Consider the following 14,716-nt stretch of genomic DNA (forward strand, 5'->3'; position numbering starts at 1 on the left):
TCACCGCCGGAACGGCGGACCCTCCCACGGCCGCGTTCCGGCGGGAACGCGGCCGTTCTTCCGTACCGGAGGCCTCACTCCTCGCGCTGGACGGTCCGCATCCGCCCGTACGCGTACACACACCCCGCCAGCGCCAGATCGGACAGCAGCATGAAGCCGATCGCGTAACTGTCCTTGGCGCTGTAGATCGCGCCCATGAGCAGCGGCGGCACGAAGCCGCCCAGCCCGCCCATCGCTCCGACGATGCCCGTCACACTGCCCACCTTCGGTTGCGGCGTCACCTGCGAGACCAGGGCGAACACACTGCCGCTCGCGGTGCCGAGCCCGGCCGCCATGGCCAGCAGCGCGATCGTGCCGACCGGGTCGAGCGGCGGCTCGAAGGCCTGCACGACCGCCATCAGCGCGGCCAGCAGCAGGGCCACCGAGGTCACCAGTGCCGGGTGCGCCCGGTCCGAGAGCCAGCCGCCGATCGGCCGGAAGACCACCGTGACCAGGGCGAACCCGGCCGCCTTGGTGCCCGCCTCGGTCGGCGACATCTCGTACCAGGTCTTCAGATACGTCGGCAGATACACCCCGAACGCCACGATGCCGCCGAAGCCGATCGCGTACAGCGCCGACAGCTCCCAGGTCACCCGCAGCTTCCCGGCCTCGCCGAGTCGGTGCGCCAGCGTGTCCGTGGGGACCTTCCGGCCGGGGTGGTCACTGACGAGGACGGCCGCCACCAGCGCGTACACCACCAGCGCCCCCGCGACCACGAGGAACGGCAGGTCGTCGCCGTGCTTCGCGATGCGCGGGGTGAAGTAGCCCGACAGGGCCACCCCGCCCATGCCCATCCCGAACACTCCCAGGGCGAAGCCCCGTTTGGCGGGCGGGAACCACGAGTTGACCAGCGGAACGCCGATCGCGAACGTCGTCCCGCCGAGCCCCAGCAGGAAGCCGACCGCGAGCATCGCCCCGTAGGAGTTCTTCGCCGGGATCAGCAGCAGCACCGGCACGATCGTCAGCGCCGACACGAGCGGGAACATCAGCTTCGCGCCGTACTTGTCGGTCAGCGCCCCCACCGGGATCCGGCCCAGCGACCCCACGAGCACCGGCACGGCCACCAGGAAGGACTGCTGGAACGAGCTGAGCCCCAGCCGGTCCTTGTACTCCCCGGACATCGGCGCGATCAGGTTCCATGCCCAGAAGGTCAGCGCGAAGCCGACCGTCGCCAGGACGAGATTGCGGTACGCCGCCGCGGGCGGTGCGGCTGACGCCGGGGCGGGCGGCTCGGGGGACTGCTTGACGGAGGTGTCCACACCAGCCAGTCAAGGGCGCGGGGCACCGCACGGCCCGCCGGGCTGCGCCGACCGGGGGACAGTGGGCGGCCCGGGGGCTCCCCGGGGCTCAGGGGCTTCCGGCGGCCTCCCTCAGCCGATACTGCCATGAACTGGGACAATCGCGGTATGGATCGGCTGGACAGGGAAATCCTCGGCATTCTCCAGGAGGACGCCCGGATCTCGTACCGGGATCTGGGCGTACGCGTGGGGCTCAGCGCCAACGCGGCGGGCGACCGCGTCCGCCGGATGCGCCGCGACGGGGTCATCCGGGGCTTCACCGTCATCGTCGACCCGGCCGCCGACACCCGTTCGGGCCTGGTCGTCTTCATCGATGTGACGTTGCGCCTCGACACGACGAACGAGGAGTTCGAACGCTCGGTGCTGATGCTGCCCGGAATCACGGAGGTGGTCCATGTGACGGGCGGCCACGACTACCTCGTACGGGCCACCGCCGCCGACCCCGGGGCGCTGGACACCCTGCTGCGCCGGCTGAAACGCGAGGCGGGCATCGCCCACTCCAACACCCGGATCGCCCTGCGGGCGGCCCCGAAGCACTGAGCCGCCGGAACGCCCGGGTCAGTCAGACCGGGGCCTGCCAGGTCACCGTCGTCGGACGGCCGGCCTCGCCGCGCCCGTCGTCCGCGACCACCAGCCGCACCCCGGTCCGCCCGTCCGGCAGCCGGACCGCCGCGTCCACCTCCACCTCGATGGCCGACAGCCCGGGCCTGCGGTGCGCGGCGGCCAGCGCCCCGCGCAGGACGGCCAGCAACTCCCGCCCCGTCTCCTCGCCCACCAGCGTGTCCACCGCCCCGGCGAACCGCACCGACGGCGGGAATCCCAGCAGGGCCGCCGCGCCCCCGGTCTCCCGCAGCACCCGGCCCCGGAAGGTGCTCGGGGCCCTGGCCGGCGGCTGCTGGAGCGCGAAGATCGCGGTGCGGACCTCCTGGATGGTGGAGTCCAGCTCGTCCACGGCCCGCCCCAGCAGCTCACCGGCCTCGGCCTCCCCGCCGCCCGCCTCCGCCTTCCCGCCGCCGGCCCCGGCCTCCCCGACGCTGCCGGTCTCCTCCGACGCGGCCCGGCGGCGGGTCGACTCCAGCATCATCTCGGTGGCGAAGAGCCGCTGGACCACCAGATCGTGCAGGTCACGGGCGATCCGGTCACGGTCCTCGTACACCGCGAGCTGCTCCCGGTCGGCCTGCGCGTCCGCCAGCACCAGGGCCAGCGCCGCCTGCGAGGCGAACTGGGTCGCCAGCAGCCGGTCCATCTCCGTGTAGGGCCGCTCGCCGCGCCGCCGGGGGAGGGCGAGCGTGCCGATGAGCCGCCCGCCGCTCTGCAGCGGCAGCATCATGCTCGGCCCGAAGCGGGAGCGTACGCCGGTGGTCATCCGGGGATCGGTGGCCGAGTCCTCGATGAAGACCGGTTCGCCGCCGAGCAGCTGCACCAGCACGGCGGAGCCGGGCTCGATCACCGTGCCGACGATGCCCGCCGGGTCGTCCAGTGTGGACGCGGTGACGATCTCCATCCCGCCCTGCTCCGTCGGCTGGAGGATCACCCCGGCCGACGCGCCCGCCAGCACCCGGGCCTGCTCGGCCACCGTCATCAGCGCGTCGGCCGCGTCGGTACCGGTCAACAGGGCCGTGGTGACGGCCGCCGCTCCCGCGATCCAGCGCTCGCGCTGCCGGGCCGTCCCGTACAGCCGGGCGTTGCCGATCGCGATGCCCGCCTGGGCGGCGAGGACCCGCAGCAGGGCACGGTCCGTGTCGCTGAACGGCCCGGACGGCTTCCCGGCGAGGCAGAGATGTCCGAAGACCTCGGTGCGGACCAGGATCGGCGCCCGCAGGAAGCCGCGCGCCGGGGGACGGCCGGGCGGCGGACGGTGGTCCTGACGGCCCTCCTCGACCAGGGCGGCCGGGCCCGCGGACGCGTCGTCCGGGAAGAGGTCGAGGTGCTGCCGCTCCGCCTCCGTTATCCCGGCGGTGTACAGCTCCTCGACCCGGTCGCGGTCCGGGTCCAGCACGCCGAGCGCACCGTGGCGGGCCCCGGTGAGGGCGGTGGAGGTGTCCACGATCTGCTGGAGGGTGGAGCCCAGCTCCAGGTCGCTGCCGACGTCGAGGACCGCCTCCAGGAGCATCGGCAGCCGCCCGGCGGCGGCCGGGCCCGGCTCCACGGGCCCCTTCATCCGCGCCGTCCGCGTCGGCCGTCCCACCGCCCGGTCCGTGCCGACGCGCTCACCCCGCCAGCGGGTTGAGGACCATCGGCTGGATCTTGCCGTCCAGCATCGCGCCCAGACCGAGCACCGAGCAGACGTCGGGACGCTCCGCGATGTGCACCGGCATCCCGGTCGCGTCGCGCAGCATCTGGTCGAGGCCCGGGAGCAGCGCGCTGCCGCCCACCATCATGATCCCCCGGTCCGCGAGGTCGGCCACCAGGTCCGGCGGGCAGTCGCGGAGCACCTTGCCCACCCCGTCGAGCACCGCGGTCAGCGGCGTGTGGATGGCCTGCCGTACGGCGGCGGTGTCGACCTGCACCGAGCGGGCCAGACCGGTCGCCACGTCGCGGCCGTGGATCTCGGTGAGGGCGGGGCCGGTCAGCTGGAGGCCGTTGCCGTGCAGCGCCAGCTGGAGCGGGCGCACGGACTGGCTCGGGAGCACCAGCTCATGGTGCTGGCGCAGATGCTGGATGATCGCCTCGTCGATCGCGTTGCCGCCCACCGGGAACCGGACGGCGGTCACGATCGAGCCGAGCGAGAGCACCGCGATCTGGGTGGTGGCGGCCCCGCACACCATGATCATGGTGGCGGTCGGCTGCTCGACCGGCAGCCCGCAGCCCACGGCCGCCGCGATCAGGGTGTCCACCAGCTCGACCCGGCGGGCGCCGAGCCCGACCAGGGTCTCCACCGTGGCGCGCTGGGCCAGCGGGTCGGCCTCGTGCGGGGTGCAGGCGGCGGCGCGCAGCCGGGGCTTGCGGCGCAGTTGGCGGCGGAGCTTGTCGCCCAGCAGATGGCGCAGCATCCGCTGGGCCATCTCGATGTCGACGACGGTGCCGCCGGAGACCGGGCGGGCCACCCGGATGTAGTCCGGGGTGCGGCCGGTCATCTGCTCGGCGAGCGCACCGACGGCGATGAGAGAGCCGGTACGGGTGTTGACGGCGGCGACGCTCGGTTCGTCGACGACGAGCCCGAGCCCCTTGACGTACACCCGGGTCCTCGCGGCCCCGAGATCGACGGCGACGTGGCAACGCTGCAACTGCTCAAGGCTGACGGTCACGGCGATTCTCCCGAGCGCGCGGATGGAGGGGGGCACCGGCGGCAGCCGGTATCTCTCTTTGCAACTTTGGCGCTGTCCGGCCCGTCGCGCGCGTTGGGATGAGCCGGAAGGGGAGAAGGAGCTGACGGCTCCTCAGCTCAGCGGGCCGGAAGCAGCCGCTGGAAGAGGCCCCAGGTGAACTCCGCGACCCGCTGCCCGCCGGTGGCCGGGTCGGTGACGGCCAGCGACCACCGGGTCGGGGCGCTGCCCTCCATCGGCCGGGCCGGGGGAAAGGCGCGGGCCGCCTCGTCCACGGTGCACGACCACGGGAGCAGCGCGTCCGGTGAGGTCAGCTCCGGTCCGGCCGCGCCCGGCGCCCGCACCAGCCACTCGTTCCACACGGCGCCGCCGGGCCCGGCCATCACCTCGAACCGCAGGTCGGGCCAGAGCGGCACCGGCCACAGCAGCGCCTCGCACTCCAGCTCCCCGACCCGGCGCGGCAGGATCGCCTCCGGTTCGCCGAGCACCGAGCGGTAGCGCCGCAGTGACCCCCGCCCCCGGGGCGCCCGGACCATGGCCTGCCAGCGGCGGTTGGCCTCCCGCATGTCGGCGAGGGAGGCGCTCAGTTCGTGCCGGGCCTCCTCGACCAGATCGGGCTGGTGGTCGGCCATCCGGCGCAGCAGGACGAGCTGGAACTGGAGGGGGCCGAAGGGGGCGGGAGCGGTCATGCCGCCCATCCTCCCGCGCCTCAGGCGTATCGGACCGGCCGTCACCGGAATCAGGGCTTCCTCACAAGATCCTCACCTGTGCGGCTTCCCTGGTTCTTCCGCGCACGCCTAACCTGCGGGCGCCATGGATTACTGCCACCCGTGCCGACGGCATCTCAACGGAGCCCTGGCCTGCGCCGGGTGCGGTACGCCCGCCGAGGCACTGGGCCCCTACGCCGTGCCCGCGCCGGACGGGGCTGCCCCGGACGTGCGTGGCGCGCCGGGCGGAGCCGCGCCGCCGGACGGGACGGGCGCGCCCGCCGACCCGGGAAGCCCCCGACGCGCCGCCCGCAGTGGCACCCGACGCGATGCACGGCTGGACGCCCGACGTGATGCCCGGCGCGGTGCCGACGCCCGGCCCGACGCACGCCCCGCGTCGCGGCGGCGGGCCCGCGGCGGTCATCGTCGGCGCGGCCGGACCCTCCTGCTCGGAGCCCTCGGGCTGCTCCTCGCGGCGGGCGCCCTGAGCCTCGCGGAACTGGCCGGGGAGCCCGGGCGGGACGACACCGCCGCCGACTACGTACGTGAGTCGCCGTCCGGCCCGTCGGGCGCCGCGCCCGAGGAGCCGTCCGCCGACGAGCCCCGCGAACCCGGCCCGGTCGGCTCCCGGGCCGGGGCGACCAAGGGCCCCGCGGCGGACGCCTCACCGGCCGGCACGCGCCGTGGGAGCCCCTCACGGGCGCCGAGCCCCGAGGCATCCGCCACCGACGGGCCCACCGCCTCCCGGGACCCCGACGACGCGGACCCGTCCGACGCGCCCGAGAGCCCGCCCGTCGATCCACCGGAACCGGACGATCCGCCGGAACCGGACGATCCGAGGGAGCCGACGACCACGCCCGCACCGCCGCCGCCCCCGGCGGAACCGACACCCGCCCCGACGCCGTCCCCGACCTGCACCCGCTTCCTGTGGTGGTGCTCGTAGGCGCGACGCGACGCGACGCCTACGGAGCGCCCTCCCCCAGCATCCGGCGCAGCAGGTCCCGCAGGGCCGTGCGCTCGGCGTCGGAGAGGCCCGCCAGCGGCTCCCGGGCGAAGTCCAGCGCGTCCCGCAGCTCACGGGCCGTGCGCCGGCCCTTCTCCGTCGCGGCGGCCAGCTTGATCCGCCGGTCGGCCGGATCGGGCCTGCGCTCGACCAGCTCCCGGGTCTCCAGCCGGTCGATGATCCCGGTGACGTTGGACGGCTCGCACTTCAGCCTGAGGGCGATCTTCCGCATCGGCAGGGGCTCCAGCGAGAGCAGCCCGAGCACCCGTGCCTGCGCCCCGGTGAGGGAGTGCTCGGCGGCGGCCCGGTCGTACTCCTCGTGGTAGCGGGCCACGACGGCGCCGATGAGCTCGACGACCTCGAGGGTCAGGGGGTCTGTGCGAGTGGCCATGGGCCTCAGCGTACCGATTTACTTGACATCATGAAATATTCAGGAGCATGGTTGTTTCATGTCATGAAGCTTTCCGCGCCATCGGGGGCGGAAGCACACCCCCTCGTATGACATTGAGGAGAACCCGAGCCCATGTCTGCAGCACTTCCCACGTCCAGCCGTGAATGGCACCTCGTCGCCCGCCCGCACGGCTGGCCCGAGGCCGAGGACTTCGCGCTGCGCGAGGCCGAGGTCGCCGCTCCGGCCGAGGGCCGCGTCCTCGTCCGCAACAAGTACTTCTCGGTCGACCCGTACATGCGCGGCCGGATGAACGACGTGAAGTCCTACACCCCGCCCTTCAAGCTCGACCACCCGATGGACGGCGGCGCGGTCGGCGAGGTCATCGCCTCGAACGCCGAGGGCTTCGCCGTCGGCGACCACGTCCTGCACGGCCTCGGCTGGCGTGAGATCGCCGACGTGCCCGCGATCCACGCGGTCAAGGTCGACCCCGACCTCGCCCCGCTCTCCGCCTACCTCGGTGTGCTCGGCATGACCGGACTGACCGCCTACGCGGGCCTGTTCGACGTGGCCTCCTTCAAGGAGGGCGACGCGGTCTTCGTCTCCGGCGCGGCCGGCGCCGTCGGCAGCCAGGTCGGCCAGATGGCGAAGCTCAAGGGCGCCTCCCGGGTCATCGGCTCCGCCGGCTCCGACGAGAAGGTCAAGCTCCTCACCGAGGAGTACGGCTTCGACGCCGCGTTCAACTACAAGAACGGGCCCGTCCGCGACCAGCTCAGGGAAGCCGCCCCCGACGGCATCGACGTCTACTTCGACAACGTCGGCGGCGAGCACCTCGAAGCCGCGATCTCCTCGTTCAACGTGCACGGCCGCGCCACCATCTGCGGAATGATCGCCCAGTACAACGCGACCGAGCCGACCCCCGGCCCGAACAACATGGCGCTGATCATCGGCAAGCGGCTGCGCCTGACGGGCATGCTCGTCGGCGACCACGCCGACCTCCAGCCGGAGTTCGTCCGGGAGGTCGCCGGCTGGCTGGCCTCGGGCGAACTGAAGTACCGGGAGACGACGGTCGAGGGCATCGAGAAGGGTTACGACGCGTTCGTCGGGCTGCTGCGCGGTGAGAACACCGGAAAGATGATCGTCTCCCTGGTCTGACCCGCCCCTCGGTCCGACCCGCCCCTCGGTCCGACCCGCCCCTCGGTCCGACCTGCCCCCCGGTCCGGGCCCGCTCCCTGCCGGTCGCGGTCACGCGTTAGGCTCGTCCGCAGGCCGTCGCGATCCGTGGGCGCGAGTCGCGGCGCACCAACAGGAGGAATCCTCACACCATGACCATCCAGAAGATCGACGTCGCCTACACCGCCGTCGCCACCGCCGAGAACGGCCGCGACGGACGGGTCTCCTCCGACGACGGTCAGCTCGACGTCGTCGTCAACCCGCCGAAGGCCATGGGCGGCAGCGGCGCGGGCACCAACCCCGAGCAGCTCTTCGCGGCCGGCTACAGCGCCTGCTTCCAGGGCGCGCTGGGCGTCGTCGCCCGCCAGGAGAAGGCCGACATCTCCGGCTCGACCGTGACCGCCTCGGTCTCGATCGGCAAGACGGAGGCCGGCGGCTTCGGCCTGGAGGTCGCGATCAGCGCCTCCATCCCGAACGTCGACGCCGCCACCGCGCAGGCGCTCATCGAGAAGGCCCACCAGGTCTGCCCGTACTCGAACGCCACGCGCGGCAACATCAACGTCGCGCTCTCGGTCGCCTGACCACAGCGCCGCTGACCACGGAGTCGCTGACGACAGCGCCGCCGGCCACAGCGCCGCCGGCCACAGCGCCGCCGGCCACAGCGCCGTACGAGGACCGCACCCCGCCCCGGGGTGCGGTCCTCACCGCTTTCCCCCGCCAGTACGCTGACGCCCATGAGCGATCTCGGGGCGGGTTTCGGCTACTTGATGAAGGGGCAACGCTGGGTTGCCCAACACGGACGATGGTTCGGATTCGGGCTGCTGCCCGGACTCGTCACCCTCGTCATCTATGCCGGGGCCCTGATCGGACTCGGCTACGGAGCCGACGACCTCGTCGGCTGGGCGACCCCGTTCGCCGACGACTGGTCCTCGCCCTGGCAGGGACTCCTGCGCACCGGGCTGACCGCTTTTGTCTTCGTCTTCGGCCTGTTCCTCGCGGTCATCACCTTCACCGCCGTCACCCTCCTGGTCGGCCAGCCCTTCTACGAGTCGCTCTCCGAGGAGGTCGACCGCAGCGAGGGCGGTGACGTCCCCGAGTCCGGACTGCCGCTCTGGCGGGAACTGTGGATCTCCGCCCGCGACTCCGTGCGCGTCCTGCTGCGCGTCGCCCTGTACGGGATCGCCCTCTTCGCCTGCGGTTTCATCCCCGTCATCGGGCAGACCGTGGTCCCCGCGATCGGGTTCTGCGTCTCCGGCTACTTCCTGGCCGAGGAGCTGACCGCCGTCGCCCTCCAGCGCCGGGGCATGGTCCTCAAGGACCGCCTCGTCCTGCTGCGCGGCCGCCGGATGCTGGTGCTCGGCTTCGGCGTCCCGCTGACCCTGGCCTTCCTCGTCCCGGTCGTCGCGGTGTTCCTGATGCCGGGAGCCGTCGCCGGGGCCACCCTCCTCGCCCGCGACCTGGTGGACCCGGAGGCGGCGTCGGACCCGGGCCCCGGGCCCGGCACCGCCGGCAGCGGTGACGCACCGGCCCCCCGGGCGTGGTCCGCGTGACCGAACTGCTGGCGGTCGCCGCCATCACCGTCCTCGCGGTCATCTCGCCGGGGGCCGACTTCGCCATGGTCGTGCGCAACAGCTATCTGTACGGGCGTACCACCGGCGTCCTCGCGGCCACCGGCGTCGCGGCGGGCGTCCTGGTCCACGTCACGTACACGATGCTCGGGGTCGGGCTGCTCATCGCCTCCTCGACCGTCCTGTTCACGGCGGTCAAGCTGGCGGGCGCCGCCTATCTGATCTACATCGGGGTGCGCACCTTCCTGGCCCGCGCCGACCTCGACGTCGACCTGACGGACCGGCCGGGGCTCTCCCCGTTCGGGGCGCTGCGCAGCGGCTTCCTGACCAACGCCCTCAACCCGAAGACGACCCTGTTCGTCGTCGCGACCTTCACCCAGGTCGTCGGGCCCGACACCGCCCTGTGGCAGCAGGCGGGTTACGGCCTGTTCATGTCGGCCGCCCACCTCGGCTGGTTCGCCCTCGTCGCGCTCTTCTTCTCGCACTCCCGGCTGCGCGGTGCGATGCTGCGCCGCCAGAAGGCCCTCAACCGCTCGATCGGCTCGGTCCTGGTCGGCCTCGGCGTCACCCTGGGCCTGGCCCGCTGAGCGAGCGCAGGAGAAGGCTGGGCGGAGCGCCGAAGAAGGAGGGGACGAGGCCTCAGCGCACCGAGAACGCGTACTCGGTGCGCGAGACGAACTCCTCGCCCGGCCGGAGCACCGTGGAAGGGAACTCCGGCCGGTTCGGCGAGTCCGGGAAATGCTGGGTCTCCAGCGCGATCCCGGCACACGGCCCGAACGGCCGCCCGTCGAAGTGGTCGGCCGTGTACAGCTGGAGCCCCGGCTCGGTCGTCCGCACCGTCAACACCCGCCCGGACACCGCGTCGTACAGCTCGGCGGCGACCCTGTCCTCCGCCTCGGCCTCCTCCTTCAGCTCTTCCAGCACGAAGTTCTGGTCGTAGCCCGCGCCCACCGCCCGCATCCCCCGGAAGTCGAACCGGGTCCCGGCCACCGGCAGCAGCTCACCCGTCGGCACCGACGCCGCGTCCACCCGGGTCACGTGTTCCGCCGCGATCCGCAGCTGCTGCCCGAGCGCGCTCCCGCTGCCGGCGCCCGCCAGGTTCCAGTACAGATGGCTGGTCGGGTTCAGCACGGTCGGCGCATCGGTCACCGCCCGGTAGGCGAGCCGCAGCGCCCCGCCCGGCCCCAGGGTGTACGTCACCGAGAAGTCGAGCCGCCCCGGATACCCCTCGTCGCCGTCCGCCGAGACCAGGGACAGCCGCACCCCGTCCGGGACCGCCACCGCGTCCCACACCCGCTTGTCGAAGCCCCTGGCCCCGCCGTGCAGATGGGTCCCGCCCTCGTTGGGTGTCAGGCGGTGCGTGCGCCCGTCCAGGACGAACGAAGCGCCCCCGATCCGGTTCGCGTACCGCCCGACCACCGCGCCGAAGTAGGGGGCCGGGAACTCCTCGTAGCCCGCGACGTCCGGCAGCCCGAGCGCCACCGGGGCCCGCGAGCCGTCCCGGCCCGGCGCCCGGACCGACTGCACGATCGCGCCGTAGGTCAGGACCCGCACCCGGACCCCGTCCCGCTCCAGCGTCCACCGGCGGACCGGCGACCCGTCCGCGAGAGCGCCGAAGTCTTCCGTGTACGTCTCCGTGCCCGTGCTGGTGGTCATGGTCACCGACCCTACGCGGGCGGCTCCGGGGCGGTGATGTTGCGGTAGGCGATCTCCGCCAGCCGGGCCTGGCCGTCGCGGCTCGGGTGGAACCAGTCCCACTTGCTCAGCTGCGTCCCGGTGAAGCGGAAGTCGAACACCGCCCCGCCGTCGTACCGGCAGTACCGGTCCTTCGCGCACACGTCCCGCAGCACCCCGTTGTACGCGACCACCCGCTCCCGCACCGCGTCCCGCCGGGCCACGGCCGCCGGGCCCAGATCGTCCGCGTCGGCCAGCATCGACTGACAGATCCCGAGCTGCCAGATCTTCTTGCCCAGCTCGTTCACCCGCCCCGTCGACCAGAGCCGCTTCAGGTCCGGCACGCTGGAGACGTACACCTGCGCCTTCGGGGCCCCGGCCCGCAACTGGCGCATCGACGCCTCGAACGACGCCCGGAAGTCCGCGACCGGCGTCATCAGCCGCACCGAGTCCCGGCACGCGTCGTTCGCGCCCGTCATCACCGTCACCAGCTCCGGCCGCTCCTTCGCCGCCAGCGCCATCTGCTCGGGCAGCTGCACCATCCGGGACCCCGACACCGCGTGGTTCCAGCTGCGGTCCGCCGCCCCGGACGGGCCGAGCAGCCGGACCGCGAGACTGCGCACCGCGTCGTCCGACCCGGTCGCCCACGACACCTCGGGACAGTCGGCCAGCACCGAGCACGCGTCGAAGCCCCGGGTGATCGAGTCCCCGACCGCCGCGACCGACCCGGGACGAGGGTTCCAGTCAGGGGTGGGGGAGGGGGACGGCGAGGCGCCGCGCGTGGCCGCCGGCGCGTTCCGCGACACGCCGCCCCCCGCTCCGTCGGAGCTGCACCCGGCCAACGCGGCGACGCCGACGCACGAGAGCGCCGTCAGCGCGGCGGCAGTGGTACGCATTCGTGGGCGTGTCGCACGCTCCGGCATCACTCGGATCCCCTCCGGTCAAGCAGTGGCCTATGCCTCTGGAAATACCCCCCGGCAAGCACGGGATCCCCAGGTCGGGGCTCTGCGCGCCCTGCTGGGTGAAAGCCGGCGAATCAGGGCCCGAGACCGACGGTACGTCACACGGACGGCCCCGGCGCACGGTAGCTTTTCCCCGTCGAACCAGTGGCGTCCCGCCCGCCCGCGCACACACGGGCGGCTCCGGTACATTGCGTCACGTCACATACTGTCCCTTTTCAGGAGATTAACTCCCGATGCTGTTTACTGATGACAACCTCGGGAACCGGCCGGAAAGAGGCGGTATGGGCGCGAGGCCGCTGGGGAAGGCGTACCTCGTCCCACACGGGAGGTTCCGGTGACGACACGTGGAGTCCTGTACGTTCACTCCGCACCGCGCGCGCTCTGCCCACATGTCGAGTGGGCAGTGGCGGGCGTCCTCGGTGTGCGGGTCCAGCTGGACTGGATCAGACAGCCGGCCTCGCCCGGCACCTGGCGGTCCGAATTTTCCTGGAAGGGCCGCGCCGGCACCGCCTCGCAGCTCGCCTCCGCCCTGCGCGGCTGGGACCTGCTGCGCTTCGAGGTGACCGCCGAGCCGTGCCCCACCGCCGAGGGCGAGCGCTACAGCTCCACCCCCGGCCTGGGCATCTTCCACGCCGTCACCGGCATGCACGGCGACATCCTGATCCCCGAGGACCGGCTGCGGGCCGCGCTGGCCCGATCGGTGCGGGGCGAGAGTGACCTGGAGACCGAGATCGCCGCCCTGCTCGGCAAGCCGTGGGACGACGAGCTGGAGTCCTTCCGGCACGCGGGCGAGGGAGCCCCGGTCCGCTGGCTCCACCAGGTCGTCTAGCCGCCGGGGCGCGAAATCAAGCCCCTCCGGTGCTCCTGACCTTGCGGTGACCGGCGCGAAATCCCCTCCGGCGATTGAGGAGCGGGGTCCGGGGCGGAGCCCCGAAAGAACGACGAAGCCCGCCTCCCGGACGAACGGGAAGCGGGCTTCAGCCGTAAAGGCAGGCTCAGACGGACCGGAACGCCAGCACCACGTTGTGCCCACCGAATCCGAACGAGTTGTTGATCGCCGCGATCGGCCCCTCGGGCAGCACTCGCGGCTCACCGCGCACGATGTCCGCGTCGATCGCCTCGTCGAGCTCGTCGATGTTGATGGTCGGCGGAGCGATGCGGTGGTGCAGCGCCAGAACCGTCGCCACCGTCTCGATGCCGCCCGCACCACCCAGCAGGTGACCCGTCATCGACTTCGTCGCGGAGATCGCGACATGGTCGAGGTCGTCGCCCAGCACCTTGCGCAGCGCCTTGATCTCGGCGAGGTCGCCCTGCGGCGTCGACGTGGCGTGCGCGTTGAGGTGGACCACCTCGGACGGCTTGAGGTCGCTGGAGTCCAGCAGGTTCTGCATCGCGGCGGCGATGCCCCGCCCGGTGGGCTCGGGCTGCGCGATGTGGTGGGCGTCGGCCGACAGACCCTGGCCCAGCACCTCGCAGTAGACCCGCGCGCCCCGCTCGGCGGCGTGCTCGGCGGACTCCAGGACGACGACGCCCGCACCCTCGCCGAGGACGAAGCCGTCCCGGCCGGTGTCGTACGGGCGCGAGGCCGTCTCGGGCTCGTCGTTGTTCTTGGACATCGCCATCATGTTGGCGAACGCGGCGATCGGCAGCGGGTGGATCGCCGCCTCGGTGCCACCGGCGACGACCACGTCGGCACGGCCCGTACGGATCATCTCGACGGCGTACCCGATCGCCTCCGCGCCCGAGGCGCAGGCGGAGACGGGCGTGTGTACACCGGCCTGGGCGTTGACCTCCAGGCCGACGTTGGCCGCGGGGCCGTTGGGCATGAGCATGGGAACGGTGTGCGGGGAGACACGGCGTACGCCCTTCTCCTTCAGCACGTCGTACTGGTCGAGCAGGGTGGTCACGCCGCCGATGCCGGAGGCGATGACCGAGCCCAGGCGCTCGGGGGCGATGCTCTCGTCCTCGCCCGCCTTGGCGGTGAAGCCCGCGTCCGCCCAGGCCTCGCGGGCCGCGATCAGCGCGAACTGCGCCGAGCGGTCCAGCTTGCGGGCCAGCGGGCGGGGGAGTACGTCGGCCGGGTCGACGGCCGCGAGGGCGGCGATCCGGACGGGCAGTTCGGCGAAGCGCTCGCCTTCGAGAGGCTTGACGCCGGACCGGCCGGCCATCAGACCTTCCCAGGTCGATGCGGAGTCGCCACCCAGCGGAGTGGTTGCGCCGATACCGGTGACGACCACGGTGCGATTGGTCGAGTTCACTGGAAAATCTTCTCCACGTGTAGAGGGTCGTGAATCAGCGGCGCCACCGCCGGGTGGCGACACAGCCGGGCTGGGATCAGCCCTGGTGCTTCAGGATGTAGCCGGCGGCGTCGCCGACCGTCTTGAGGTCCTTGACGTCCTCGTCGGGGATCTTGACGTCGAAGCGCTCCTCGGCGGCGACGACGACCTCGACCATGGACAGCGAGTCGACGTCCAGGTCGTCGGTGAAGGACTTGTCCAGCTGGACGTCCTCGACCGGGATACCGGCGATCTCGTTGACGATCTCGGCGAGACCCTTGACGATCTCTTCCTGCGTGGCGGCCATCTTGGCGCTCCTTCGGTGGGTTTCTTCGGGGTTCGTGCATACGGACCAGAAGGTC

The 14,716-nt window shown here is 72.7% G+C and carries 16 protein-coding genes; 7 read left to right on the forward strand and 9 right to left on the reverse strand.

Annotated elements, in window-relative coordinates; all coding sequences use genetic code 11:
- Positions 1 to 74: 74 nt before the first annotated feature.
- Positions 75 to 1,298, reverse strand: a complete 1,224-nt coding sequence (locus tag N7925_RS25950; protein ID WP_274345315.1) for a nitrate/nitrite transporter — start codon at positions 1,296 to 1,298, stop codon at positions 75 to 77.
- A gap of 147 nt (positions 1,299 to 1,445) precedes the next feature.
- Between N7925_RS25950 and N7925_RS25955 the strand changes: the two genes are divergently transcribed.
- Positions 1,446 to 1,877: an Lrp/AsnC family transcriptional regulator gene (locus N7925_RS25955; protein ID WP_030078115.1), complete on the forward strand. Its 432-nt coding sequence runs from the start codon at positions 1,446 to 1,448 to the stop codon at positions 1,875 to 1,877.
- Between the two features lie 22 nt (positions 1,878 to 1,899).
- Here the strand turns inward: N7925_RS25955 and N7925_RS25960 are convergent, their stop codons facing one another.
- The 3 genes from N7925_RS25960 to N7925_RS25970 all read right to left on the reverse strand — a co-directional run bounded on the left by N7925_RS25960 (position 1,900) and on the right by N7925_RS25970 (position 5,292).
- Positions 1,900 to 3,498, reverse strand: coding sequence for a GAF domain-containing sensor histidine kinase (locus N7925_RS25960; RefSeq protein WP_274345316.1), 1,599 nt, complete (start codon positions 3,496 to 3,498; stop codon positions 1,900 to 1,902).
- A gap of 49 nt (positions 3,499 to 3,547) precedes the next feature.
- On the reverse strand, positions 3,548 to 4,585 hold the full coding sequence (locus N7925_RS25965; RefSeq protein ID WP_265601832.1) for a rod shape-determining protein: 1,038 nt from the start codon (positions 4,583 to 4,585) through the stop codon (positions 3,548 to 3,550).
- Positions 4,586 to 4,722: 137 nt separating this feature from the next.
- Positions 4,723 to 5,292 carry a hypothetical protein gene (locus N7925_RS25970; RefSeq protein ID WP_265601833.1) on the reverse strand — a complete coding sequence of 190 codons (570 nt, stop codon included), beginning with the start codon at positions 5,290 to 5,292 and terminating at the stop codon, positions 4,723 to 4,725.
- Positions 5,293 to 5,416: 124 nt separating this feature from the next.
- On the opposite strand from N7925_RS25970, the gene N7925_RS25975 reads away from it, so the two are divergent.
- Complete coding sequence (locus tag N7925_RS25975; protein WP_274345317.1) at positions 5,417 to 6,253, forward strand: SCO2400 family protein; 837 nt, start codon at positions 5,417 to 5,419, stop codon at positions 6,251 to 6,253.
- 19 nt (positions 6,254 to 6,272) lie between these two features.
- On the opposite strand, the gene N7925_RS25980 is transcribed toward N7925_RS25975, so the two are convergent.
- Positions 6,273 to 6,704, reverse strand: a complete 432-nt coding sequence (locus tag N7925_RS25980) for a MarR family winged helix-turn-helix transcriptional regulator (RefSeq protein ID WP_274345318.1) — start codon at positions 6,702 to 6,704, stop codon at positions 6,273 to 6,275.
- A 132-nt stretch (positions 6,705 to 6,836) separates the two neighbouring features.
- Here N7925_RS25980 and N7925_RS25985 point away from each other — a divergent pair, with 132 nt between their 5' ends.
- The 4 genes from N7925_RS25985 to N7925_RS26000 all read left to right on the forward strand — a co-directional run bounded on the left by N7925_RS25985 (position 6,837) and on the right by N7925_RS26000 (position 10,029).
- A complete protein-coding gene (locus N7925_RS25985) occupies positions 6,837 to 7,856 on the forward strand; it encodes an NADP-dependent oxidoreductase (RefSeq protein WP_274345319.1) in 1,020 nt (339 codons plus the stop codon).
- Positions 7,857 to 8,026: 170 nt separating this feature from the next.
- Positions 8,027 to 8,455 (forward strand): organic hydroperoxide resistance protein, encoded by a 429-nt coding sequence (locus N7925_RS25990; RefSeq protein ID WP_069754619.1) that lies wholly within the window; start codon positions 8,027 to 8,029, stop codon positions 8,453 to 8,455.
- A 153-nt stretch (positions 8,456 to 8,608) separates the two neighbouring features.
- Entirely contained in the window at positions 8,609 to 9,424 is an 816-nt protein-coding gene (locus tag N7925_RS25995) for an EI24 domain-containing protein (protein ID WP_265601837.1), read from the forward strand.
- Positions 9,421 to 10,029 (forward strand): LysE family translocator, encoded by a 609-nt coding sequence (locus N7925_RS26000; protein ID WP_274345320.1) that lies wholly within the window; start codon positions 9,421 to 9,423, stop codon positions 10,027 to 10,029. Before N7925_RS25995 ends, N7925_RS26000 begins: the two co-directional genes overlap by 4 nt.
- A 52-nt stretch (positions 10,030 to 10,081) precedes the next feature.
- Here the strand turns inward: N7925_RS26000 and N7925_RS26005 are convergent, their stop codons facing one another.
- Both N7925_RS26005 and N7925_RS26010 read right to left on the reverse strand, forming a co-directional pair.
- Positions 10,082 to 11,098 (reverse strand): aldose epimerase family protein, encoded by a 1,017-nt coding sequence (locus N7925_RS26005; protein ID WP_265601839.1) that lies wholly within the window; start codon positions 11,096 to 11,098, stop codon positions 10,082 to 10,084.
- Between the two features lie 11 nt (positions 11,099 to 11,109).
- Positions 11,110 to 12,012 carry an SGNH/GDSL hydrolase family protein gene (locus N7925_RS26010; protein ID WP_274345321.1) on the reverse strand — a complete coding sequence of 301 codons (903 nt, stop codon included), beginning with the start codon at positions 12,010 to 12,012 and terminating at the stop codon, positions 11,110 to 11,112.
- 400 nt (positions 12,013 to 12,412) lie between these two features.
- Between N7925_RS26010 and N7925_RS26015 the strand changes: the two genes are divergently transcribed.
- Entirely contained in the window at positions 12,413 to 12,907 is a 495-nt protein-coding gene (locus N7925_RS26015; protein WP_026290580.1) for a DUF3145 domain-containing protein, read from the forward strand.
- A 166-nt stretch (positions 12,908 to 13,073) separates the two neighbouring features.
- Here N7925_RS26015 and fabF read toward each other — a convergent pair whose 3' ends face one another.
- Both fabF and N7925_RS26025 read right to left on the reverse strand, forming a co-directional pair.
- Positions 13,074 to 14,336, reverse strand: a complete 1,263-nt coding sequence (fabF, locus tag N7925_RS26020) for a beta-ketoacyl-ACP synthase II (protein WP_265601841.1) — start codon at positions 14,334 to 14,336, stop codon at positions 13,074 to 13,076.
- 76 nt (positions 14,337 to 14,412) lie between these two features.
- Positions 14,413 to 14,661 (reverse strand): acyl carrier protein, encoded by a 249-nt coding sequence (locus N7925_RS26025; RefSeq protein ID WP_018958341.1) that lies wholly within the window; start codon positions 14,659 to 14,661, stop codon positions 14,413 to 14,415.
- Positions 14,662 to 14,716 lie beyond the last annotated feature (55 nt).

The organism is Streptomyces sp. CA-278952 (assembly GCF_028747205.1).
Classification (GTDB): domain Bacteria; phylum Actinomycetota; class Actinomycetes; order Streptomycetales; family Streptomycetaceae; genus Streptomyces.